This is a genomic window from Pseudomonas shirazensis (assembly GCF_014268785.2).
Lineage (GTDB): Bacteria > Pseudomonadota > Gammaproteobacteria > Pseudomonadales > Pseudomonadaceae > Aquipseudomonas > Aquipseudomonas shirazensis.
Window position 1 is genome coordinate 863,593 of sequence record NZ_JABWRD020000003.1, and the last position, 20,718, is coordinate 884,310.

A 20,718-nucleotide genomic window follows, 5' to 3' on the forward strand; every position below is an offset into this window, starting at 1 on the left:
TGGCCGGGGCGCCTGACGCAGCAACGGAGGGTACAAGGTGCAGCGGATTCATGTAGTAGCGGCGGTTATCCGCGGTGGCGACGGGCGGGTCCTCATCGCCCGTCGCGCCGATAGCCAGCATCAGGGCGGCCTTTGGGAGTTTCCCGGGGGCAAGGTCGAGGCCGGTGAAAGCGTCGAAGCAGCGCTGGCCCGTGAGCTGCGCGAGGAGCTTGGTATCGAGGTCAGCGGATCACGCCCGCTGATCAAGATCAGCCATGACTACCCGGACAAGCAAATCCTGCTCGATGTGCGTGAGGTCGATGCATTTAGCGGCGAGCCGCATGGCGCCGAAGGTCAGCCGCTGGAATGGGTCGCGCCGCGTGACCTGCACCAGTACGAGTTCCCTGCGGCAAACAAGCCCATCGTCGCCGCTGCACGCTTGCCGGATCAGTACTTGATCACCCCTGATGGCCTCGAAGTGCCGCCGATGTTGCGCGGTATCCAGAAGGCTGTGGCCAACGGCATCAAGCTGGTTCAGCTGCGCGCGCCGGACATGTACGACCCCAAGTACCGTGATGTCGCGGTAGATGCGGCTGGACTGTGTGCGGGCAAAGCCCAACTGATGCTCAAAGGTCCGTTGGAATGGTTGGGCGACTTCCCCTCGGCCGGCTGGCACCTGACTGCCGCGCAATTACGCAAGTACGCCGCCAAGGGCCGGCCGTTCCCGGAGCATCGTTGGTTGGCAGCGTCTTGCCACAATGCCGAAGAGTTGGCCCTGGCGGCGCAGATGGGGGTCGACTTCGTCACTCTGTCGCCAGTCCAGGCGACTCAGACCCACCCCGATGCACTGCCATTGGGTTGGGAGCAGGCCGCGGCGTTGATTGACAGCGTCAGCTTCCCGGTGTTCTTGCTGGGCGGCGTCAGCGCTGCCGACCGTGAGCGTGCCTGGCAGGCAGGCGCCCAAGGTGTGGCGGGTATCCGCGCGTTCTGGCCTGAGCTTTAAGCTGGCATGAATCGGGGCGTGCCTGCGCCCCCGTTCAGCCGGATAGCAAGATCAAGCCTCAGGCTTTTTCGCCGCCTGCCACAGCACTTCTGCAACGCCCTGACGGCGGCCAATGATACGCGCTGCAACAAACAGCAAATCCGACACCCGATTGATATACGCCAAGCCAACCCCTTCCAGCGGCTCCAGCGCATTCAGCGCCTGGCAGCGGCGCTCGGCGGTGCGCGCCTGGCTGCGACAGACGTGGGCCTGCGCGACTAGTGCCGAACCGCTGGGCAGGATAAAGTTTTCCAGTGGGCCAAGTTCGTCGTTCCAGCGGTCGATCGCTGCTTCCAGTCGCTCGACTTCAGCCTGGTTCAAGGCCTGATAACTTGGCATCGCCAGCTCGCCACCGAGGTCGAACAAGCGGTGCTGACAAGGCTTCAGCACGTCGCTCAGCTCATCCAGCCCAGCCTCGCTCAGGCCCGCGAGCAGCACACCGAGTTGGCTGTTGAGGGTGTCGACCTCGCCAATCGCCTCGATCCGAGGGTGGTCCTTGGGCACGCGGCGGCCGTCGCCAAGGCCGGTTTCGCCTTTGTCACCGGTGCGGGTGTAGATTTTCGACAGGCGAAAGCCCATGTCATGTCTCCGTAGTGGCCGGTGCAGCAGGCACGGGCGAGCCGAGGGGCAGGCGCAGGGTAAAGCAGGTGCCCTGGCCGGGCGAGGACTGCACCTCCATCTGCCCCTTGTGGTTGTTGGTGATGATGAAATACGAAACCGATAGGCCCAGGCCTGTGCCCTGGCCGATCTCCTTGGTGGTGAAGAACGGCTCGAAGGTACGCTTGCGCACCGCTTCGGGCATGCCGATGCCGTTGTCCTCGACCTGAATTTCCGCCCACGGCGGATTGAGCCGAGTGCGCAGGATGATACGGCCTGGCTCGCTCGGTTGCGGGCGCAGGTGGATCGCCTGGGCGGCGTTCTTCAACAGGTTGAGCAGTACTTGTTCAAGCTCGTTGGCGGTGCATGGCACCGGCCCCAGTTGCGGGTCGAACTGGCGGACGATGGCCTGGCCCTTGAAGTCGAAACCAATTGCCAGATCGAAGTCGTTGCCGGCAATTTCCACCGCCTGGTCGATCAGCGCGGGCAGGCTGCAGGGGGCCAGCTGGCGATTGCTGAGACGGCTGAAGCTGAGCATGTGGGTGACGATCTTGGCCGCGCGGGCGCCGGCCTGCTGGATGCCGTCGAGCAGCTGCGGTACTTCGCGGCTGTCCAGATAACGGCTGATCTGGGGCAGGTCGATGCCCAGTTCTTCTGCCTGCTCCTGATTGCGTGGCAGCTCGGGTGACAGCCGTCGACGGATGTTCTGCACGTTGTGCAGGATCGCCCCGAGCGGGTTGTTGATCTCATGCGCCATGCCTGCGGCCAGGCCCCCCACGGAGAGCATCTTTTCCGACTGCACCATCATCTCTTCCAGCGATATGCGCTGGGTGATGTCGTCGATGCGGATCACCACGCCACGGCCGCCACCACCGGTCAGTGGATAGAAGGTCAGGGCGTAGTGGCGGGCGTCGTCGTCCTTGTGCCAGGTGACCCGCTCGATCTTCGCCACCCGATGTTTTTCGACGGTGTCCTTGAGCTGCGGCAGAAACGGCTTAAGCGGCTCGAAGGCGATGAAAATAGGCTGGTTCAGCGCCTCATCCAGACGCGTCCCGGAGAGCGCGGTGGCTTCCTGGTTCCATTGGGTCACGTACAGCTGTTCGTCCAGTGCGATCAGCGCCGAGGGCATGGAGTCGATGATGCTGTTGAGGTAATTCTGAAAGCCGGTGAGTTTTTTCTCGATCTTGCTGCGCACCTGGACTTCCAGCTCCAGTTTGCGATTGGTGTGGCGGGTTTCTTCGGCCAGGCCCTGGGCCTGATCGTAGGCCGTCTGGAATTCGTCACGGGTACGTTTGAGTTGCTGCTCGCGGGCTTCGATGCGCGACAGCATGGTATTGAAAGCGTTGGCCAGACTGCCGATTTCATCGTCGTTGCCGCGCTGCGCGCGCAGGGCATAGCTCTCTTCGCGGGTGACCTGGCGGCTGAGTTCTTCGAGCTGGTTGATCGGCTGGGTGATCAGCCGTTTGATCTGCCGGGCGATCACCAGCCAGAGCAGGATGCTGAACACCAGAATCGCCAGGCTGGCGGTCAGCGTGCCGGTGTAGAACGCGGTCGGCAGCTCGCTGCTGGCTACCAGGAGGAGAAACGCCGGCGGGTTACCCGGACGCGGCAGGCGAATCAGTTGAGTGCTGCGAAACTCCATCAGGCGCCAACCGTCGATGTTGCGATAGCGCTTGGGCAAGGCCAGCGGTTCGCCGTGCTGCAGTTGCGCGAGCATGCGCCCGTCGCTGCCGTAGACCGCTGCGGCGCGCAGTGGGGTGTAGCTGTCGAGTTCCTTGAGCAGGGCGTTGGCGTTATCGCTGGAATCACCGGCGCGGGCCGACAGCTGCGGGTTGGCCACAAGCCTGCCGATGGTTTGCAGCGCCTGTGGCGCCATGCTTTCCTGGGTGATCCAGTAGGCCGCGCTGATAAAGGTCAGGTTGGCCACCAGCAGGATGGTGATCAGCAGTACCAGCAGGGCCGCAAGCAGTTTCTGCCCGACCGGGAGGTTATCCAGGCGTTGGCGCAGTTTCATGGGCAAGGCAGTGTCCGTATTCGGGTCAGAGGGCAGCGATCAGTCACTGGGCAGACCGCGTGCCTGCAGGTTATCGACCAATCGCTGGCGCAGGTGTTCCAGCTCCACCAGGGCCAGGCCATGGCGGTGGGCGGCGCGGCAGGCGTAGCCGAGCAGGTAATGCAGCTCGGTGCGGCGGCCATGGCGCACGTCTTGATACATGGAAGAATAATTGGCTGCAGTCGCCAGAATCACCCGCTGTACTTCTTCGTTCAGGCCCTCGGCCGCTTGCGGCTGGCCGCAGTAGTGCAGCAGTTGCGCCAGCTCGGCGCACAGCGCATCCACCTCACTCAAGTGCTCGAGCAGGCCACCGTTCTGGCAGTCGTGCAGTACGGTCAGCGGGTTGATCGCGCAGTTCAGGGCCAGCTTGCGCCACAGCCGGCTGAGAATATCCACCGTCCACTGGGCGGGGATGCCGGCCTCCTCGAGGTCACTGAACCACTCGGCCGGGGCGGGGTTGAGCGGGTCGCCCAACCAGTTGAAGCCATGCCCGGCAAACTGCACCTGCCAGTCCGCCGGACGAAACGCGCCTTCGGTACTGGAGGCAAAGATACAGCGCGCATGGGGCACCTGATCGGCCACCTCGTCCTGGCTGCCAAGGCCGTTCTGCAACAGAATCAGCTCGGCGCCCGCAGCCAGACGAGGGGCCAGCCTGGCCAGGGCAGGGGCGGCATCGTAGGCTTTACAGGCCACCAACAAGCGATGAATCGGCGCGTGCGCTTCATCGGCTTCGGCGGGGATGGCAAAAAAGCTGCTGTGCGCTTGCTCGATCAAGCTCAGGCCGCCGACGGCCTGGTACGCCGCCAGACGCTGCGGGTCGCGCAGGATCAAACGGACCGCCTTGCCCGCACGGGCCAGCCGGCAGGCCCAGAGGCTGCCCAGGCTGCCGGCGCCGAGAATATGCCAGGTGCTGCTCATCTACGTTTCGCAACCCGTTATAATGTGTCCCGCATTTTAACCATCAAACCCTGCGCGCTCCATCTTCACGCTGAGCGCGGCGCTTTCATATTGGAGAACAACCATGCCTTCGTTCGACGTGGTATCGGAACTGGACAAGCACGAAGTGCAGAACGCAGTCGACAACGCCATCAAGGAGCTGGACCGCCGCTACGACCTCAAAGGTAAGGGTAGCTTCGAATTCAAGGAAAAGGACCAGACCGTGCTGATGACCGCCGAGGCCGAGTTCCAGCTCGAGGCGATGGTCGAGATCCTGCGCAGCGCATTGGTCAAACGTAAGATCGAAGTGAAGTGCCTCGAGGTCAAGGACGCCTATGCCTCGGGCAAGGAAATGAAACAGGAAGCGACCTTCCGCGAAGGCATCGACAAGGAGCTGGCGAAGAAGATCGTCGCCCACATCAAAGACGCCAAGCTCAAGGTCCAGGCCGCCATCCAGGGCGAACAGGTACGCGTCACCGGCAAGAAGCGTGACGATCTGCAAGAAGCGATCGCTGCACTGCGCGCCAAGGAATTCGACATGCCGCTGCAGTTCAACAACTTCCGCGATTGACCTGGCCGCAGGAACCCCATTGCCACACTGAGGTCCATGGGGCTCCTCGCCGCGGCCTGTCTGCGGCCTGCTTCACTGTGTACATGCCGTTTGGCATCAGGAGAAAGTTATGGATTTGACCAATGAGGTCGATCAACTGGTTCGCCAATCGCAAACCTGGCTGCCGTTGATCATGCAATACAGCAGCCGCCTGCTGCTGGCGCTGCTGACCCTGGCGGTTGGCTGGTGGATTACCAACAAGCTCAGCGCCCGCCTGGGCAAGCTGGTTGGGCTGCGCAATGCCGACCTGGCCTTGCAGGGCTTCATCAGCACCCTGGCCAATATCATCATGAAGATATTGCTGCTGGTCAGCGTCGCTTCGATGATCGGCATCGAGACGACCTCGTTCGTCGCGGCCATCGGTGCTGCCGGCCTGGCCATTGGCCTGGCGTTGCAGGGCAGCCTGGCCAACTTCGCCGGTGGTGTGCTGATCCTGCTGTTCCGCCCGTTCCGCATCGGCGACTGGATCGAGGCGCAAGGCGTCAGCGGTACTGTCGACAGCATCCAGATCTTCCACACGGTGCTGCGCACCGGTGACAACAAGACCGTGATCATGCCCAACGGCAGCTTGTCCAATGGCATCATCACCAACACCAACCGTCAGCCGACGCGCAAGGTGGTGTTCGATGTGGGCGTTGATTATGAAGCTGACCTGCAGAAGGCGCGCAACGTGCTGCTGGAGCTGGCCAAGGACCCGCGCGTGCTGCCCGACCCGGCGCCGCAGGCGGTGATCTCGACCCTGGGCGACAGCTCGATCACTGTGTCTCTGCGTCTGTGGACGAAAACGGCCGACTATTGGGACGTGATGTTCATGCTCAACGAGCACACTCGCGACCGGCTCAAGGCAGAAGGGATCGATATCCCGTTCCCGCAACGGGTGATCCGCGTGGTGCAGGAGACTGCCGCGCAGTAAACCGCGTTCGCTGTAACTGCGCGGGCTTGTTCCGCGGGTGTACCCGCCGCAACGATGTTGCTGGCGCTGGACATTCGCGGGCAAGCCCGCGTTTTGTTTGGCGCACCCTTACACTTGTTCACAGCCAGGGCGTGCCATTTCTGGCATATAACCTGACCCCTTTCGTATCCATTGATGTCTGCCATGAAACCACTGCTGTATATCACCCCGGCCCGTGCCTTGCTGTTTGGTCTGACCCTGGCCTTGTTCGAGCTGCTCACCTACCTGGCCAGCGATGCGGTCATGCCGGCTATGCCGGATGTGGTCACCGAGATGAACGCCAGTCCGGAATTTATCCCGCACGCGCTGAACCTGTACCTGCTGGGTGGGGTGGTCCTGCAATGGCTGATCGGCCCGCTGGCCGACCGCTATGGCCGGCGGCCCTTGCTGCTCGCTGGCTGCGTGATCTTTGGTGTGGCCTGCATGGCGACCTTCTGGGTGCATGACATCGGCCTGTTCAACCTGCTGCGGCTGTTGCAGGGAATCGGCCTGGGCTTTGTCGTCACCGTCAGCTACCCAGCATTGAACGAGGCTTTCAGCGAGGCCGATGCCGTACGCATGATGGCTTTGCTGGCCAATATCGCCTTGCTCTCGCCCTTGCTCGGGCCGCTGGTAGGCACGTTGATGCTGCAGTGGCTGGACTGGCGCTGGTTGTTCTTGGCATTTGCCGTGGGTGCGCTGCTGACCCTCGGGCTGCTGTATCGCTTCATGCCGGAAACCCTCGGCGTCGAGCGCCGCGACGGTACCCGCCTGCCGTTCACGCCGATTCACCTGCTGCCGCTGTTGTCTGGTTATGGCCAGTTGCTGAGCAATCGTCGCTTCGTCGCCGGCAGCGCTGCGCTGGGCCTGGTCGGCTTGCCGCTGATCGGCTGGATCGGCCTGTCGCCGGTACTGCTGATTCACGACGAGGGCCTGAGCAAGATGGCCTATGCCTTGTGGCAACTGCCGGTGTTCGGTGGCTTGATCGCGGGCAACCTAATCATCAACAGCATCGCTGAGCGCTACCCATTGCCTGCGCTGGTGCGCGGCGCACTTTGGCCGTATCTGGCGGGGTTGGGCCTGATGATGCTGGCTACCTGGCTGTGGCCGTCGGTTACCAGCGTGGTGGCGGGTATGACCCTGTATGCGCTGGGGCTGGGCGTGGCCAATGCCGTGCTGTACCGCATGACCTTGTTCGCCAGCGAGCAGAGCAAGGGCCTGGTTTCAGCCATGCTCGGCATGATCACCATTGCCGTATTGGGTCTGGGTGGCGCGCTGCTGGCGATGATTGGTGCTGGCGCCAGCTTGCTGCACTTCGCCGTCCTCGCCGGTATAGCCGGGGCGCTGGCGCTGCTGCCGCTGTGGTTCGTCGTGGGGGGCAAGGGCGCTGGCGCGACCGTCGCGCAGTGAAGCGGGCGCCGCTGTGCCTGTGCAGGCGACAGCGGCGCAACGTTCGACTAAGGCTGGTCCGGGGTAGGGCCGGGCACCGGCTCCAGCTTGCCGCGCCGTGCCTCCTGGCGCCACTGCAGGAGGATCAGGATCAACGTAGGCACGCCCAGCAGCGCGGTAATCAGGAAGAAGTCGTGGTAGCCAAACTTCTCCACGATTACACCTGAGTACCCCCCGATCAGCCGCGGCAACAGCAGCATGATCGAGCTCAGCAGGGCGTATTGGGTGGCCGAGAACTTCAGGTTGGTCAGGCTCGACAGGTAGGCAACGAACGCCGAAGTGGCCATCCCGGAACTGAAGTTGTCCAGCGAGATGGTGACCACCAGCATCTCCACGTTCGGCCCCATGTCGGCCAACATCAGGAACAGGATGTTGGTGCTGGCCGAGGCAACGCCGCCGATGAACAGGATCGGCATGATACCGAAACGCACGATCAGCAAACCGCCGGCGCCGGCGCCAAGCAGGGTCATGATCAGGCCGAAGATCTTGCTGACGCTGGCGATCTGGTCCTTGGTGAAGCCCATGTCGATGTAGAACACGTTGGCCATAACGCCCATCACCGTGTCGGACATGCGATAGGTAGCGATCAGCCCGAGCAGCAGCAACGCCTGCCAGCGATAGCGGGCGATGAAGTCGTTCACCGGCGTCAGCACCGGCGCCAGGCCACGGCGGCCGAGCGATGACAGGCAGGCCCAGGTCAACAGCGCGTAGAGGACCAGGCGCATGAAGGCGCGGTCCTCCAGCACCAGTTGCACTACGGTAGAGTCGCCAAGCACCACGCTGGCCCAGTCGGTGTTGTACAACTGGGTGAAGCTGGCCGGCACCGACACCAGCAGAATGATCAGGACGAACACTGACGCCAACTGATGGCTCAAGCCATAGCGAGCAGCCGACAGCTGCGTGCGCAGCGGCACTGGCGGTTCGCGCATGATCAGCGTGGTGAACACGGCGGGTAGCATGATCACGCCGAACAGCACATAGGTGCCGGTCCAGGCCTGGTGCAGATAGCTGAAGCCAGTGGAGCCGAACCATTCAGCGAAGAACAGCGCGCCGGCAGTAGCCAGCAGGGCGGCAACCCGGTAGCCGGCCATGTAGCTGGCGGCAAGCGCAGCCTGGCGCTGGTCATCGGCGATTTCCAGGCGGTAGGCGTCGACGGCGATGTCCTGCGTTGCCGAGGCGAAGGCCACCAGCACCGCCAGGGCGATCAGCCAGGACAGGTGTTTTTGCGGATCGCACAGGCCCATGCCGACCAAGCCGATGACCACCAGTACTTGCGACAACAGCAGCCAGGAGCGACGTCGGCCAAGCCCGCCGAGCAGCGGCAGGCGCCACTGGTCGAGCAGTGGCGACCAGACCCACTTGAAGGCATAGGCCAGGCCGATCAGGCTGGCATAGCCAATTGTCTCGCGGGCCACACCGGCCTCGCGCAGCCACACTGAAAGGGTTGAAAATACCAGCATGTAGGGCAGGCCGGCAGCGAAGCCCAGCAGCAACAGCACCAGAGTTGACGGGCTGGCATAGGCAGCGAGCGCAGCGCGCCAGGTTTTACGGGGCATGGGCCAACATCTGCCTCAAGGTTACGAAAACAAAGCGCGCACTCTAACCGCTGTGCTCCATCGGGCGCCAGCCATGGCGCAACATATCCACACGATTATTGGCTACATTGACGCCTTCGGCGCGTAGCCGAGCGCGTTGTTCGTCGCCTGAAGGTGTGCCCGGCTGCAGGCTCAATCGACCACTCGCGCCGATCACCCGGTGCCAGGGCAGGCGGCTGCCCTGCGGCAGTTGGCCCAGCGTCCGCCCGACCCAGCGTGCGGCCCGTCCAAGGCCAGCCAAATCCGCCAATTGGCCATAACTGACGACCTTACCCTCGGGCACTTGCCCGAGGGCGGTATAGAGTGCCGTTCGTCGGGCTTCGGCATCCTCTGCCGAAAGGCGTGCAGCGCCAGACATCAGGCGTAGCCCGGCGATCGGCGAGATTGCCGGCGAAGTGGCTTATAGATGAGAGTTGAACTCATTGGCATCGGTTTGGTCTGTCCTTGCTCTGGTCGCGCGTATCTGGATAATGCCCGGCTTTTTTCCGCAAACCGAGCCCGTAGTCAGCTTATGTATTCTAGAACCTTGCTCTGCCTTCTCGCCGCTTCCCTGTGTACCCCAGCGTTCGCCGACACCGTCTGGATGAAGAACGGTGACAAGCTCAGTGGCAAGATCAAAGTTTTCGATGGCGGCAAGCTGCTGCTGGAAACGCCCTATGGTGGCTCCATCGCGCTGGACTGGAAACAGGTACAGACCCTCGAAAGCGATCAGGAGCTGTTGGTCAAACAGGATGCCTACACCGGCGAAAGGGCCAAGTCGCTGCAGGCAGCCGAGCCGGGCAAAGTGACCCTGGCCAATGGCGAGGCGCCGAAAACCGTCGAGCTGGCCAGCATCGAGCAGATCATGAAGCCGCGGCCAGTAGTCGAGGATCTGGTCTGGAAAGGTAACGTCGACCTGGCCATGGACTTCAAGCGCGCCGAAAACGACACCGACGATTACGATGTCGGTTTCAAGACCTCCGCGCGTCATGGTCGCTGGCGGCACAACGCCCAGGGCGAATACAACCGCGAGAGCAAGGACGACGTCACCACCACCAACAACTGGAGTGGTGAATACGCGCTTGACCGCTTCATCACCGACAAGTGGTTTTGGCAGGGACGTCTCGAGTACAAGCGTGATCATATTGAAGACCTGGCCCGCCAGCGCACGGTCGGTACCGGCCCGGGCTACCAGTTCTGGGACGACGAGCTGGGGGCGTTCTCGCTCGGCTCGCTGCTCAACCGCACCGACTATCAGTACCGCGATGGCGGCAAGGACAATTTCTACTCGGCTGCCATGAAGTGGGATTACACCCGCTACCTGATCGGCAAGAACGTCCAACTGTTCACCAATGGTGAACTGGGCAAACCGCTGGGTGGGGTTGCCGATTACTCGCTGGATGCCGAAGTCGGCCTGCGCTACAAGGTCACCGAGTGGGCCTCGCTCAATCTCAAGGCCGAGAAGGAAATGATCCAGGGCACCAGCAACAGTGACCTGGACAAGACCCGCTACACTGCGGGCTTTGGCGTTGCCTGGTAAAACCGCTCTGTTGCACTTCTGGCGTGGCGGTCACGGCTGATAAATGCTTATCTTGTCAGCTGACCCGCCTGCCGCCAGGAGCATCTGTTGTGAGTAACGTCGTTACCAACACCGCCCTTCGTCCCGCCCGCGAACTCCTGCTCAAGGAATACCGCGGCGTCCTTTCGACCCATTCCAAGTCGATGCCCGGCTTCCCGTTCGGCTCGGTTGTGCCGTACTGCCTGGATGCCGAGGGTCAGCCGCTGATCCTGATCAGCCGCATCGCCCAGCATACCCACAATCTGCAGAAAGACCCCAAGTGCTCGTTGCTGGTGGGCGAGCGCGAGGCGCTCGATGTGCAGGCTGTCGGCCGGCTGACGGTGATGGCCGAGGCGCACAAGCTGACCGACGGCGGAGCCATCGAAGCGGCGGCGGCTCGCTACTACCGCTACTTCCCGGACGCCGCCAATTACCACAAGGCCCATGACTTCGACTTCTGGCGCCTGCAGCCGGTACGCCATCGCTACATTGGCGGTTTTGGTGCGATTCACTGGCTCGATCAGGTGACAATGGCCAACCCGTTTGCCGGCGCCGCCGAGGCCAGCATGGTCGAACACATGAACAGCGACCACGCAGCGGCCATCGCTCACTATGTCGCCCTGAGCGATCTGCCAGATACGCCTGCCGCTGAATTGGCAGGTATCGACAGCGAAGGGCTGCATCTGCGCATTGGTCAGGCTATCTACTGGCTGCCATTCCCGAAGACTTGCAATACGCCGACACAAGTGCGCGAAGCCTTGGTATTGCTGGCCCGCGCCGCCAAATGGCCGACTGTGGATGAAACTCAGGGTTGAAATAGCGACCTTGCGCATCCATGTGTTGTCCTAGTGGAAGGTTGTCTTCCGTCGAGGAACCCTTGATGCGTGTTTTTTTATTGTTGTTGCTGCTGTTTCCGGTGCTCGAGCTGTTCGTGTTCGTCAAAGTCAGCGCCGCGATCGGTTTCTTTCCGGCGTTGCTGCTGATCATCGGCGGCTCCGCGTTGGGCTTGCTGGTCATGCGGGTGGCCGGTATCGCCACCGCACTGCGTGCCCGCGAGAGTCTGCAGCGAGGCGAGTTGCCCGCTGAAGACATGTTCCAGGGCCTGATGCTGGCAGTGGCAGGCGTGCTGTTGCTGATTCCGGGCTTCATCAGTGACGTGCTCGGCCTGATCTGCCTGATGCCGTTCACCCGTCATTTTGCCGCGCGCAAGTTGCGTCAGCGGGCTGAGGCGCAGGCAATGCGGCAGCGTGCATTCCAGGATGATCCATTCGCAGCACGGCCGCCCGAAGGTGGCCACCGGCCAAACGTGATCGAAGGCGAGTACCAGCGTCGCGATCAGTAACCTTGTCCAGTTTGTGTGCAAAGCGGCCCCGTACGGGGCCGTTTGCATTTGCGCGGGTAGCTGTTGAAAAAAATTTCACAGGTAAGCCCTTGTAATCGTTTCGCTCGGCCTCATCTATGTGGTCACCGCAAGGTTTCTGGTGGCAACGCCAGACAAGACAAAGGGGTTCGCCGAATGCGGGCCCCTACCGGCAACGCCGGAATGCATCAACCCGCCGGTCTCGACACCGGCCGATGAAAACCACTAATTGGGAGAGATCGACAATGAAGCTTCGTCCTCTGCATGACCGCGTCGTAATCCGCCGCAGCGAAGAAGAATCGAAAACCGCTGGCGGTATCGTTCTGCCAGGTTCGGCCGCTGAAAAACCAAACCGCGGTGAAATCGTTGCCGTCGGTACCGGTCGCATCCTGGACAACGGCGAAGTTCGCGCGCTGGCCGTGAAAGTGGGTGACAAAGTGGTCTTCGGCCCGTACTCGGGCAGCAACACCGTGAAAGTCGATGGCGAAGATCTGCTGGTGATGGCTGAGAACGAGATTCTCGCTGTCGTCGAAGGCTGATTTTCCCGACTTCCCGTTACTCCAAAGTATTTCAAGGATTAAACGATCATGGCTGCTAAAGACGTAAAATTCGGCGATTCCGCCCGCAAAAAAATGCTCGTTGGTGTAAACGTTCTGGCTGACGCTGTCAAAGCCACCCTCGGCCCGAAAGGCCGTAACGTTGTCCTGGCCAAGAGCTTCGGCGCGCCAACCATCACCAAAGACGGTGTATCGGTTGCCAAAGAAATCGAACTGAAAGACGCTTTCGAGAACATGGGCGCTCAGCTGGTCAAGGAAGTTGCTTCCAAGGCCAACGACGCTGCCGGTGACGGCACCACCACTGCGACCGTTCTGGCTCAAGCCATCGTCAACGAAGGCCTGAAAGCCGTCGCTGCCGGCATGAACCCGATGGACCTGAAGCGCGGCATCGACAAGGCCACCATCGCCATCGTTGCCGAACTGAAGAACCTGTCCAAGCCTTGCTCCGATTCCAAGGCCATCGCTCAGGTCGGTACCATCTCTGCCAACTCCGACAGCTCCATCGGTGAAATCATCGCCGAAGCCATGGAAAAGGTCGGTAAAGAAGGCGTCATCACCGTTGAAGAAGGCTCGGGCCTGGAAAACGAACTGTCGGTTGTCGAAGGCATGCAGTTCGACCGTGGCTACCTGTCGCCGTACTTCGTCAACAAGCCGGACACCATGGTCGCCGAGCTCGACGGCCCACTGCTGCTGCTGGTCGACAAGAAGATCTCCAACATCCGTGAGCTGCTGCCAGTTCTGGAAGCCGTTGCCAAGGCCGGCCGTCCACTGCTGATCGTTGCTGAAGACGTTGAAGGCGAAGCCCTGGCTACCCTGGTAGTCAACAACATGCGCGGCATCGTCAAGGTTGCAGCGGTCAAGGCACCAGGCTTCGGCGACCGCCGCAAAGCCATGCTGCAGGACATCGCTGTCCTGACTGGCGGTACCGTCATCTCCGAAGAGATCGGCCTGTCGCTGGAATCGGCTACCCTGGAAAACCTGGGTAACGCCAAGCGCGTCATCCTGTCGAAAGAAAACACCACCATCATCGATGGCGCTGGTGTTGAAGACGACATCCAGGCTCGCGTTAAGCAAATCCGCGCTCAAATCGAAGAGACTTCGTCCGACTACGATCGTGAAAAACTGCAAGAGCGTCTGGCCAAGCTGGCTGGCGGTGTTGCCGTGATCAAGGTCGGTGCTGGCACCGAAGTTGAAATGAAAGAGAAGAAAGCCCGCGTTGAAGACGCCCTGCACGCTACCCGTGCAGCCGTTGAAGAAGGCGTGGTACCTGGCGGTGGTGTTGCTCTGGTCCGTGCTCTGAGCGCTATCATCGACCTCAAAGGCGACAACGAAGACCAGAACGTCGGTATCGCTCTGCTGCGCCGTGCGGTTGAATCGCCACTGCGTCAGATCGTTGCCAACGCCGGTGACGAGCCAAGCGTCGTGGCCGACAAGGTCAAGCAGGGTTCGGGCAACTACGGCTATAACGCCGCTTCCGGTGAATACGGCGACATGATCGAAATGGGTATCCTCGACCCAGCCAAAGTCACCCGTTCGGCACTGCAAGCCGCTGCTTCGATCGGTGGTCTGATGATCACTACCGAAGCGATGATTGCTGATGCTCCGGAAGACAAGCCAGCTGGCGGTGGTATGCCAGACATGGGCGGCATGGGTGGCATGGGCGGCATGATGTAAGCCTGCCTTAGCGCCTGCTGTACCGAAAAGCCCCGCCTAGTGCGGGGCTTTTTTGTGGGTACCTAGAACGGCACCGGACTGTAGGAGCGGCCTTGTGTCGCGGAAGGGTCGCGTAGCGGCCCCAGATTCCCAGCTTCGCCGCTGAAATTGCCGGGCCAGCTCTGCTGGCCTTTCGCGACACAAGGCCGCTCTACACAGAGCGCGTTTGCCTGGAGAGGCTTGGACGGTAGAGCACCAGGTAGTAACACGCCAAGCCGATCAACCAGCAGAACACCGCTGTCCAGGCATTGTGTGAAAAGAAATGCGCGCCCTGCAGCATGCGCCCAAGCGACAGCACGCTGCCGAGGGTAAACGCCAGCAGCAAAGCGCCTCGGGCTAACCGCGGTCGGCGATCACGCAATGCAAAAAACAACGCAAACAGGCTAAAACCGGTCGCCGCATGGCCTCCGGGCCAGCAGCGTCCGGGTTTGTCGGTTTGCGGCCTGGCTTCGAGCAATTTGCTGTAGGTCTGCTCACCGCCAAACTGGCTAAGGCTCCACGGGCATTGCACCGCCGTGGCAACCTTGAGCGGGGTGACAAAGCTGGTCGACAGGCCCAGCGACAGTACCAGGCAGCCCAGCTCTCTGCGCCAGGCAAACAGCCGCTGCCAGAACAGGCTGGCAAAAAACGCCAGCACCGCCACCAGTGCCAAGCCAATGACCACCTGCTTGACGCCATCGTGGAGGATGTTTTCCAGGACATAGCTGTGCCGGCCGATGAACTGCCCGGCGCCCGGATCGAAGGCGAGGGCGGCCAGGGACATGTCCAGTGATGTCGATTCGAGCACCAGCAGTGCGAGTGCGCAGCCCAGGGGGATCCCCAGGTATAACCACAGATTGAGCGGGCGCGGGCGGACGGCGGGGGGCATGGTGACTCCAGGCGCAGAAAAAGGCGGCGATTGTCTGCCTGGGGCTATATTTGCGCTGTGAAGTTTTGGTGAAAAATATGTCAGCAGCAGTGATCAGCCGGCAAGGCTGGCGCCGCGCCAGCGATGTCCGTAAGCTGCGCCTGCCGCGCACTGCGAAAGCGCCGCACAGGAGAAACCGATGCGCATTCTTTTGGTTGAAGACAACCGCGATATCCTCGCCAACCTGGCTGACTACCTGGGTATGAAAGGCTACACGGTCGATTGCGCCCAGGACGGTCTGTCCGGTTTGCACCTGGCCGCAACTGAGCACTATGACCTGATTGTGCTCGACATCATGCTGCCAGGCATTGATGGCTACACCCTGTGCAAGCGCCTGCGCGAAGATGCCCGGCGCGATACCCCGGTGATAATGCTCACGGCTCGCGATCAGCTCGATGATCGTCTGCAGGGCTTTCGCTCGGGCGCCGACGACTACCTGCTCAAGCCGTTCGCGCTGTCGGAGCTGGCGGCGCGTATCGAAGCAGTGCTGCGTCGCGCGCAGGGCGGTGGCCGGCGTACGCTGCAGGTGGCAGACCTCAGTTACGACCTCGACACCCTTGAGGTCACCCGCGAGGGCAAGCTGCTCAAACTCAACCCGGTCGGTCTCAAGCTGCTCGCGGTACTGATGCAGAAGAGCCCCCACGTACTGCGCCGGGAAGTTCTCGAAGAAGCCCTGTGGGGCGATGACTGTCCCGACAGCGACAGCCTGCGCAGCCATGTGCACCAGTTGCGCCAAGTGATCGACAAACCGTTCGAAAAGCCCCTGCTGCACACCGTGCATGGCGTTGGCTACCGCCTCGCCGAGGGTCGCGATGGAGTTTAAGCAAAGCCTCGCCCAGCGCATCATCATCGCCTTTGCCTTGATGAGTGCATTGGTCGCAGGCGCCTTCGCCTTCGGCATCGTGGCGACCGTACATCTGGTGGAGGAGCGGCTGATTTCAACCGTGCTTGGCGGAGACCTGCAGCGCCTGTTGCGCATGGACAGCGTCAGCGACTGGAGCCATCGACCACGGCCCGACCAGCTGTTCTATTTCAGCGGCGGGCGCGATGACTTCGAGCTACCCAAGGACCTGCATCACCTCGAACCTGGCTTTCATGAAGTGTTTCGCGACCAGCTTTCTTACCACGCGATGGTCGAGGTGGTAGACGGTCGCCGTTATGTACTGCTGCAGGACCAGAGCGATTTCGAAGAGCGCGAGCGACTGCTGTTTGCAGTGGTGGTGGTAGGTTTTGTGCTCAGCCTGGTACTGGCGGTATTCCTCGGCTGGCTGCTGGCACGCCGGGTGATGGCGCCGGTCATCCGCCTGGCACGGCAGGTGCGCCATCGTGACCAGTTGCTGGGCCTGGCCCCGCCGCTGGCGCCGGACTATGCCGCCGACGAGGTGGGGCAACTGGCAGTGGCGTTCGACGATACGCTTGGCCGTCTGCGCGATGCCCTCAATCGCGAGCGGCTGTTTACCAGTGACGTCAGTCATGAATTGCGCACGCCATTGATGGTCCTGGCGACCTCCTGTGAACTGCTGATCGAGAACCCGAGCCTGGACACCCGTTCGCGGGCCCAAGTGGAACGCATCGCCCGCGCCACCGAAGAGATGCAGGAGCTGGTCAAGACTTTCCTCATGCTCGCCCGGGCGCAGCATGACGAGGGCGCCGTGGCCTCGCGGGCCAGCCTGCGCGAAGTCGGCGATGACTTGATCGGTGTCTGGCACGACACTATCGAGCAAAAGGGCCTGACCTTGCATTACGACGGGCGTGCCAACGCCAGCCCGGTCTTGTACAACGCGACCTTCCTGCAATCAGTGATGGGTAACCTGTTGCGCAACGCAGCGCACTACACCGATTCTGGTTACATCCGCTTGACGCTCGACGCCCAGGGTTTCAGCGTCGAGGATAGCGGTGTGGGCATCCCCGAAGAACAGCGCGAAGAAATGTTCAAGCCATTCGTGCGCGGCGGTGAACGTCGTGGCGAAGGCCTGGGCTTGGGCCTGTCGCTGGTGCAGCGCATTTGTGACGACCAGGGCTGGCAGGTGACGCTGACTGCGACGGCGCCACATGGCTGCCGCTTCCAGGTCGATCTTAGTCCCGGTGGTGTAAATACGCCGTCCGACGACATCGCCTGATATCGGTAATCGCTTGTAATGATGTAGGAAAAGGCTTACAAGTTTTTCACATTTGCATCACCTGAGCCCGACGCGCGTCTTTCTAAATTGCGCGCATCAGCTCAGGAGATGCCCGATGCGCAGCCCGATAAAACTCGAGTTTTCCGAGAAGTACGACAGACAACACGCGCAGGATTACCTTTACAAGCACCAGAACGGTTTTGCCCGGCGGCTGTCCCATCTGCGCGACGAGCAGTTGGCTCGGCGTGCGCTGACACTGGCTGGCGACCCTGGTCTGGTGCTGGATCTGCCGAGTGGGGCAGGGCGTTTCTGGCCATTGCTGGCCGAAAAAGCCAATCGGGTGATCATCGGTGCAGACAACTCCAAGGCGATGATCGAGACAGCCTGTGCAGCGCAACCGCCAGCCGTAGTCGCGCGGGTACGGCCCTTGCAGACCTCTGCTTTCGCCATTGATCTGCCGGACAACGCGGTAGACAGCATTTTCTGCATGCGGCTGTTTCACCACATCGGTGAAGCCAGCCATCGGCGCACGATTCTCTCGGAATTTCATCGTGTTAGCCGCGACAGCGCGATCGTTTCGTTGTGGGTGGATGGCAACTTCAAGGCCTGGCGGCGCAAAAAGCTGGAAAAGCGCCGCAACAGCAGACCTGACAAGGACAGTTACCAGAATCGTTTCGTGTTACCTGCTGACACAGTTGAGCAGGAGTTTCTTGCGGCCGGATTTCGTATCCAGGAGCGCCTGGATTTCCTGCCGCTCTACGCCATGTGGCGGGTCTACGTATTACGCAAGGGGTAGAGAATATGGTGGTGACTCAGGGCCGTGAATCGCAGTTCGATTTCTACTGGCAGCAGCAGGGCGAGTGGGTCGAGGAGCCCAATCAGCGCCGCGGTGGCGAAAGCGGAGTGCAGCGCCTGAACGACGCCAGCGGCCAACTGCTGTATGCCAAGCGCCAGATCGGCCATACCTACCGCAGCCTGCTGCACCCGTTTGGCCGGCCGACAGTGCTGCGTGAGCTGGATGCGCTGCACAGCTTCGAGCAGCTTGGTGTGCGCGTGCCACGTATCGTCTATTGCGGTGCACAGCGCGATGAGGAGCACCAGTGGCGTGCGCTGCTGGTCAGCGAAGCGCTGGATGGCTTTGTCGACATGGAAACCTGGTACGCCAACGGCGCCCGCGAGGCGTATGCGGCGGTCCTGCATGAGCGCATGCTCAAGGATCTGGCCGAGAACCTCGCGCGCATGCACCACGGCCATTGGCAGCACGGCTGCCTGTATGGCAAGCATGTGTTCATCAAGGTCAGCGGCGAAGGTGAGCAGGCTACCGCCGAAGTCGCCTTGCTTGATCTGGAGAAGTGCCGCCGACGCATCAGTCGCCAGCGCGCAGCACTCAACGACCTCGGTCAGCTACGGCGCCATTCGTCACTCAACGATACTGAATGGCAAACATTGCTCTACTTTTACCAGACGGCGTTTGGCAGCGCAGTCAAAGGTTTAGAGTAATGAAACTAGAAATCGCTCGAACTTTGTTCCTGGTGTCGTCGCTGGCAGTGACCACGGTTGCGTTCGCCGCTTGGGAGCAGCCGCGGCCTACCGTGTTCAGCAAATCGGATTTGCTCAGCCAATGCCCGCCACCGCGCAATGTGAAAGCCCAGGTCACGGTACAGCCGGATCAGGACTTGTTGCTGCTGTTGTTTGGCCTGCGCCAGGGCGTGCGACCGTTCGGTTGAAACACACTGCGGTGTTGGTGATGTAACTGTCGTGCAGGGGAAAGGCGCACACAGGGTAGGGGTGATACGGTCTTGTCTCGAGCCCGGTTCGTCCGTGTGCCTTTCCCTAAAGACAGGACGACCCACTCCCTATGGAAATCCGCCTGCTGCACGGTGCCGCCATCGCGCCCTTTATCACAGAGCTTGGTCATTTACGTCTGCAGGTTCTGGGTGAATATCCTTTTCTATACGACGGGACGGCGTTGGGGGAGGCAGATTTTCTGGCAGGCTATCCGCTGTCCGAACGCAGCTTGCTGGTGCTCGCTCAAGAGCATGGCCAAGTGGTTGGTGCCTCTCTTGGCTTGCCTTTATCTGATATGGCAGACGCGCTACAAGAGCCGTTTGTGGCTCGCGGCCAGGATCCAGCCAGAGTCTTCTACTTCGCCCAGTCATTGGTGCTGCCCGCATACCGGGGGCAAGGCCTGGGCGTGCGGTTTTTCATCGAACGCGAATCTTACGCCCACAAGTTGGCCGACTTCGATTTCTGCGCGTTCTGCAGTGTGGAGCGGCCGGGCGCGCACCCGCTGCGGCCCGCCGACTTCAAGCCACTGGATGGGTTCTGGCGCAACCGCGGGTTTCTGCGTGATTCCTCATTGCGTTCAAGTTGGACCTGGTGTGATCGGGGTGAGCAGCAGGTGAGCGAGAAGATCATGTCGTTTTGGCTCAAGGCATTGTTGAGGTGATGTCCATATGCCATAGAACATCAGACCGGCCAAGCTGATCAGCATTGGCCCGTGATCATGCTTGGACCACGGTCAAGTGGTTTGTCACTGAGGCAGTGATCGTAGATCCTACTATTGAGGCGTGAACGTTCTAGGAATGCCTGGCCTCAGCGAAACGTTATCTGGGAAGGGGCCGATTCTTGGGATAGGGAGACGCTCGAATACGCCGTTGCTTCCTGCAAAGGTGTGTCCTGTAAATTGAGGGTGATTCTGAAACTTTATCTCGCGCAGACTGACGAGTTCGTCGTAGGCAATAACAGGCCTCTTGAGCGTGTTTGCCACTTCTTGTGCTGCTCCTGTTTTACCCGCTTTGCAGGCCAGTAGTACAACCGGTTTATTGGGGCGGTTTGCGTAGGCTGGCAGAGTATTCAATCGAGGGGCAATCTCGTCGAGTGCAACATTCTTTGCACTATCGAATGTTCCTGTACCCGTCATCAGGCGTCCTTGCTCTGTACCGTGAGTTTCGAAAGAGGCCAGGTTGGAATCGTATAGATTCCGATGAAATGCAACACTGGTGTCGTCACCGGGCAAGCTCAAGATCACATCAGAGTTTCCGACGGTGCGCACGGGTTGCTTAATGTTATTGGCTTTGGATGAACGCATCATTTTCGTTTGTAGCTTCGCCGATCCGCGCCCTGAAAGTCGTCCGAGTAAAGTCGCTGCTTTCGGTGTGATCTCCAGTGCAGAGCCCACCAGCCCCGTGCTGAGCGATACCCAGCCAAGGATACTCGCGGCCTTCTGGTCATAGCCGGTGGCTTCCAGCACCGTCGACGCCAGCCCCGTCCCCAGTGAGATGGCGCCCAGGGTCGCGGCGCCAATGGCGGCGGCCCCGCTCGCCGTGAGT

Annotated in this window: 22 protein-coding genes; 15 read left to right on the plus strand and 7 right to left on the minus strand. The window is 61.2% G+C overall.

All coding sequences use genetic code 11. The annotated features are described in order from the left end of the window. Positions 1-37: 37 nt before the first annotated feature. Positions 38-982 carry a Nudix family hydrolase gene (locus HU736_RS19885; RefSeq protein ID WP_103438470.1) on the plus strand — a complete coding sequence of 315 codons (945 nt, stop codon included), beginning with the start codon at positions 38-40 and terminating at the stop codon, positions 980-982. Positions 983-1,033: 51 nt separating this feature from the next. Here the strand turns inward: HU736_RS19885 and HU736_RS19890 are convergent, their stop codons facing one another. Genes HU736_RS19890 through HU736_RS19900 form a run of 3 tightly spaced genes read right to left on the minus strand, consistent with a single transcriptional unit; the run spans position 1,034 to position 4,589 of the window. After that, on the minus strand, positions 1,034-1,600 hold the full coding sequence (locus HU736_RS19890) for a cob(I)yrinic acid a,c-diamide adenosyltransferase (protein WP_186701090.1): 567 nt from the start codon (positions 1,598-1,600) through the stop codon (positions 1,034-1,036). A 1-nt stretch (position 1,601) separates the two neighbouring features. Beyond that, the gene (locus HU736_RS19895; RefSeq protein WP_103438469.1) at positions 1,602-3,632 is read right to left on the minus strand and encodes a sensor histidine kinase; all 2,031 of its coding nucleotides are present in this window, start codon (positions 3,630-3,632) and stop codon (positions 1,602-1,604) included. A 39-nt stretch (positions 3,633-3,671) separates the two neighbouring features. Next, the gene (locus HU736_RS19900; protein WP_186701091.1) at positions 3,672-4,589 is read right to left on the minus strand and encodes a putative 2-dehydropantoate 2-reductase; all 918 of its coding nucleotides are present in this window, start codon (positions 4,587-4,589) and stop codon (positions 3,672-3,674) included. Between the two features lie 103 nt (positions 4,590-4,692). On the opposite strand from HU736_RS19900, the gene HU736_RS19905 reads away from it, so the two are divergent. From HU736_RS19905 to HU736_RS19915, 3 genes are all read left to right on the plus strand, one after another. Next, a complete protein-coding gene (locus tag HU736_RS19905) occupies positions 4,693-5,178 on the plus strand; it encodes a YajQ family cyclic di-GMP-binding protein (protein ID WP_101321976.1) in 486 nt (161 codons plus the stop codon). Positions 5,179-5,287: 109 nt separating this feature from the next. Beyond that, the gene (locus HU736_RS19910) at positions 5,288-6,130 is read left to right on the plus strand and encodes a mechanosensitive ion channel family protein (protein WP_103438467.1); all 843 of its coding nucleotides are present in this window, start codon (positions 5,288-5,290) and stop codon (positions 6,128-6,130) included. A gap of 183 nt (positions 6,131-6,313) precedes the next feature. Continuing rightward, positions 6,314-7,558, plus strand: a complete 1,245-nt coding sequence (locus tag HU736_RS19915) for an MFS transporter (protein WP_103438466.1) — start codon at positions 6,314-6,316, stop codon at positions 7,556-7,558. A 47-nt stretch (positions 7,559-7,605) separates the two neighbouring features. Here the strand turns inward: HU736_RS19915 and HU736_RS19920 are convergent, their stop codons facing one another. Further along, entirely contained in the window at positions 7,606-9,153 is a 1,548-nt protein-coding gene (locus HU736_RS19920) for an AmpG family muropeptide MFS transporter (protein WP_103438465.1), read from the minus strand. 43 nt (positions 9,154-9,196) lie between these two features. Beyond that, complete coding sequence (locus HU736_RS19925) at positions 9,197-9,550, minus strand: MGMT family protein (protein WP_101321972.1); 354 nt, start codon at positions 9,548-9,550, stop codon at positions 9,197-9,199. A 153-nt stretch (positions 9,551-9,703) separates the two neighbouring features. On the opposite strand from HU736_RS19925, the gene HU736_RS19930 reads away from it, so the two are divergent. The 5 genes from HU736_RS19930 to groL all read left to right on the plus strand — a co-directional run bounded on the left by HU736_RS19930 (position 9,704) and on the right by groL (position 14,320). Continuing rightward, positions 9,704-10,711 (plus strand): DUF481 domain-containing protein, encoded by a 1,008-nt coding sequence (locus tag HU736_RS19930; protein WP_103438464.1) that lies wholly within the window; start codon positions 9,704-9,706, stop codon positions 10,709-10,711. 89 nt (positions 10,712-10,800) lie between these two features. Continuing rightward, positions 10,801-11,544, plus strand: coding sequence for a DUF2470 domain-containing protein (locus tag HU736_RS19935; RefSeq protein WP_186701092.1), 744 nt, complete (start codon positions 10,801-10,803; stop codon positions 11,542-11,544). Between the two features lie 65 nt (positions 11,545-11,609). Further along, positions 11,610-12,071: an FxsA family protein gene (locus tag HU736_RS19940; protein WP_101321969.1), complete on the plus strand. Its 462-nt coding sequence runs from the start codon at positions 11,610-11,612 to the stop codon at positions 12,069-12,071. A gap of 263 nt (positions 12,072-12,334) precedes the next feature. After that, positions 12,335-12,628, plus strand: coding sequence for a co-chaperone GroES (locus HU736_RS19945; RefSeq protein WP_053280666.1), 294 nt, complete (start codon positions 12,335-12,337; stop codon positions 12,626-12,628). Positions 12,629-12,676: 48 nt separating this feature from the next. After that, positions 12,677-14,320, plus strand: coding sequence for a chaperonin GroEL (gene groL, locus HU736_RS19950; RefSeq protein ID WP_103438462.1), 1,644 nt, complete (start codon positions 12,677-12,679; stop codon positions 14,318-14,320). Between the two features lie 190 nt (positions 14,321-14,510). On the opposite strand, the gene HU736_RS19955 is transcribed toward groL, so the two are convergent. Further along, positions 14,511-15,227 carry a phosphatase PAP2 family protein gene (locus tag HU736_RS19955; RefSeq protein WP_186701093.1) on the minus strand — a complete coding sequence of 239 codons (717 nt, stop codon included), beginning with the start codon at positions 15,225-15,227 and terminating at the stop codon, positions 14,511-14,513. A 178-nt stretch (positions 15,228-15,405) separates the two neighbouring features. Here HU736_RS19955 and colR point away from each other — a divergent pair, with 178 nt between their 5' ends. The 6 genes from colR to HU736_RS19985 all read left to right on the plus strand — a co-directional run bounded on the left by colR (position 15,406) and on the right by HU736_RS19985 (position 19,835). Beyond that, complete coding sequence (gene colR / locus HU736_RS19960; protein ID WP_101321966.1) at positions 15,406-16,089, plus strand: two-component system response regulator ColR; 684 nt, start codon at positions 15,406-15,408, stop codon at positions 16,087-16,089. Then, on the plus strand, positions 16,079-17,386 hold the full coding sequence (locus HU736_RS19965; RefSeq protein ID WP_103438460.1) for a sensor histidine kinase: 1,308 nt from the start codon (positions 16,079-16,081) through the stop codon (positions 17,384-17,386). Before colR ends, HU736_RS19965 begins: the two co-directional genes overlap by 11 nt. A gap of 115 nt (positions 17,387-17,501) precedes the next feature. Further along, positions 17,502-18,182: a class I SAM-dependent methyltransferase gene (locus HU736_RS19970; RefSeq protein WP_186701100.1), complete on the plus strand. Its 681-nt coding sequence runs from the start codon at positions 17,502-17,504 to the stop codon at positions 18,180-18,182. Positions 18,183-18,187: 5 nt separating this feature from the next. Beyond that, entirely contained in the window at positions 18,188-18,886 is a 699-nt protein-coding gene (locus HU736_RS19975; protein ID WP_103438458.1) for a lipopolysaccharide kinase InaA family protein, read from the plus strand. After that, positions 18,886-19,113: a hypothetical protein gene (locus HU736_RS19980; RefSeq protein WP_103438457.1), complete on the plus strand. Its 228-nt coding sequence runs from the start codon at positions 18,886-18,888 to the stop codon at positions 19,111-19,113. Before HU736_RS19975 ends, HU736_RS19980 begins: the two co-directional genes overlap by 1 nt. Before the next feature lie 131 nt (positions 19,114-19,244). After that, positions 19,245-19,835 carry a GNAT family acetyltransferase gene (locus tag HU736_RS19985; RefSeq protein WP_186701094.1) on the plus strand — a complete coding sequence of 197 codons (591 nt, stop codon included), beginning with the start codon at positions 19,245-19,247 and terminating at the stop codon, positions 19,833-19,835. Positions 19,836-19,946: 111 nt separating this feature from the next. On the opposite strand, the gene HU736_RS19990 is transcribed toward HU736_RS19985, so the two are convergent. Continuing rightward, positions 19,947-20,718 (minus strand): DUF8616 domain-containing protein (locus HU736_RS19990; RefSeq protein ID WP_217862397.1); only part of this gene is annotated, 772 nt, incomplete at its 5' end.

What these genes read in the sequence shown, in the direction of transcription:
- HU736_RS19890 (WP_186701090.1), bottom strand. Translation starts at nt 1,600, where the DNA reads ATGGGCTTTCGCCTGTCGAAAATCTACACCCGCACCGGTGACAAAGGC.
- HU736_RS19895 (WP_103438469.1), bottom strand. Translation starts at nt 3,632, where the DNA reads ATGAAACTGCGCCAACGCCTGGATAACCTCCCGGTCGGGCAGAAACTG.
- HU736_RS19900 (WP_186701091.1), bottom strand. Translation starts at nt 4,589, where the DNA reads ATGAGCAGCACCTGGCATATTCTCGGCGCCGGCAGCCTGGGCAGCCTC.
- HU736_RS19905 (WP_101321976.1), top strand. Translation starts at nt 4,693, where the DNA reads ATGCCTTCGTTCGACGTGGTATCGGAACTGGACAAGCACGAAGTGCAG.
- HU736_RS19910 (WP_103438467.1), top strand. Translation starts at nt 5,288, where the DNA reads ATGGATTTGACCAATGAGGTCGATCAACTGGTTCGCCAATCGCAAACC.
- HU736_RS19915 (WP_103438466.1), top strand. Translation starts at nt 6,314, where the DNA reads ATGAAACCACTGCTGTATATCACCCCGGCCCGTGCCTTGCTGTTTGGT.
- HU736_RS19920 (WP_103438465.1), bottom strand. Translation starts at nt 9,153, where the DNA reads ATGCCCCGTAAAACCTGGCGCGCTGCGCTCGCTGCCTATGCCAGCCCG.
- HU736_RS19925 (WP_101321972.1), bottom strand. Translation starts at nt 9,550, where the DNA reads ATGTCTGGCGCTGCACGCCTTTCGGCAGAGGATGCCGAAGCCCGACGA.
- HU736_RS19930 (WP_103438464.1), top strand. Translation starts at nt 9,704, where the DNA reads ATGTATTCTAGAACCTTGCTCTGCCTTCTCGCCGCTTCCCTGTGTACC.
- HU736_RS19940 (WP_101321969.1), top strand. Translation starts at nt 11,610, where the DNA reads ATGCGTGTTTTTTTATTGTTGTTGCTGCTGTTTCCGGTGCTCGAGCTG.
- HU736_RS19945 (WP_053280666.1), top strand. Translation starts at nt 12,335, where the DNA reads ATGAAGCTTCGTCCTCTGCATGACCGCGTCGTAATCCGCCGCAGCGAA.
- groL (WP_103438462.1), top strand. Translation starts at nt 12,677, where the DNA reads ATGGCTGCTAAAGACGTAAAATTCGGCGATTCCGCCCGCAAAAAAATG.
- HU736_RS19955 (WP_186701093.1), bottom strand. Translation starts at nt 15,227, where the DNA reads ATGCCCCCCGCCGTCCGCCCGCGCCCGCTCAATCTGTGGTTATACCTG.
- colR (WP_101321966.1), top strand. Translation starts at nt 15,406, where the DNA reads ATGCGCATTCTTTTGGTTGAAGACAACCGCGATATCCTCGCCAACCTG.
- HU736_RS19965 (WP_103438460.1), top strand. Translation starts at nt 16,079, where the DNA reads ATGGAGTTTAAGCAAAGCCTCGCCCAGCGCATCATCATCGCCTTTGCC.
- HU736_RS19970 (WP_186701100.1), top strand. Translation starts at nt 17,502, where the DNA reads ATGCGCAGCCCGATAAAACTCGAGTTTTCCGAGAAGTACGACAGACAA.
- HU736_RS19975 (WP_103438458.1), top strand. Translation starts at nt 18,188, where the DNA reads ATGGTGGTGACTCAGGGCCGTGAATCGCAGTTCGATTTCTACTGGCAG.
- HU736_RS19980 (WP_103438457.1), top strand. Translation starts at nt 18,886, where the DNA reads ATGAAACTAGAAATCGCTCGAACTTTGTTCCTGGTGTCGTCGCTGGCA.
- HU736_RS19985 (WP_186701094.1), top strand. Translation starts at nt 19,245, where the DNA reads ATGGAAATCCGCCTGCTGCACGGTGCCGCCATCGCGCCCTTTATCACA.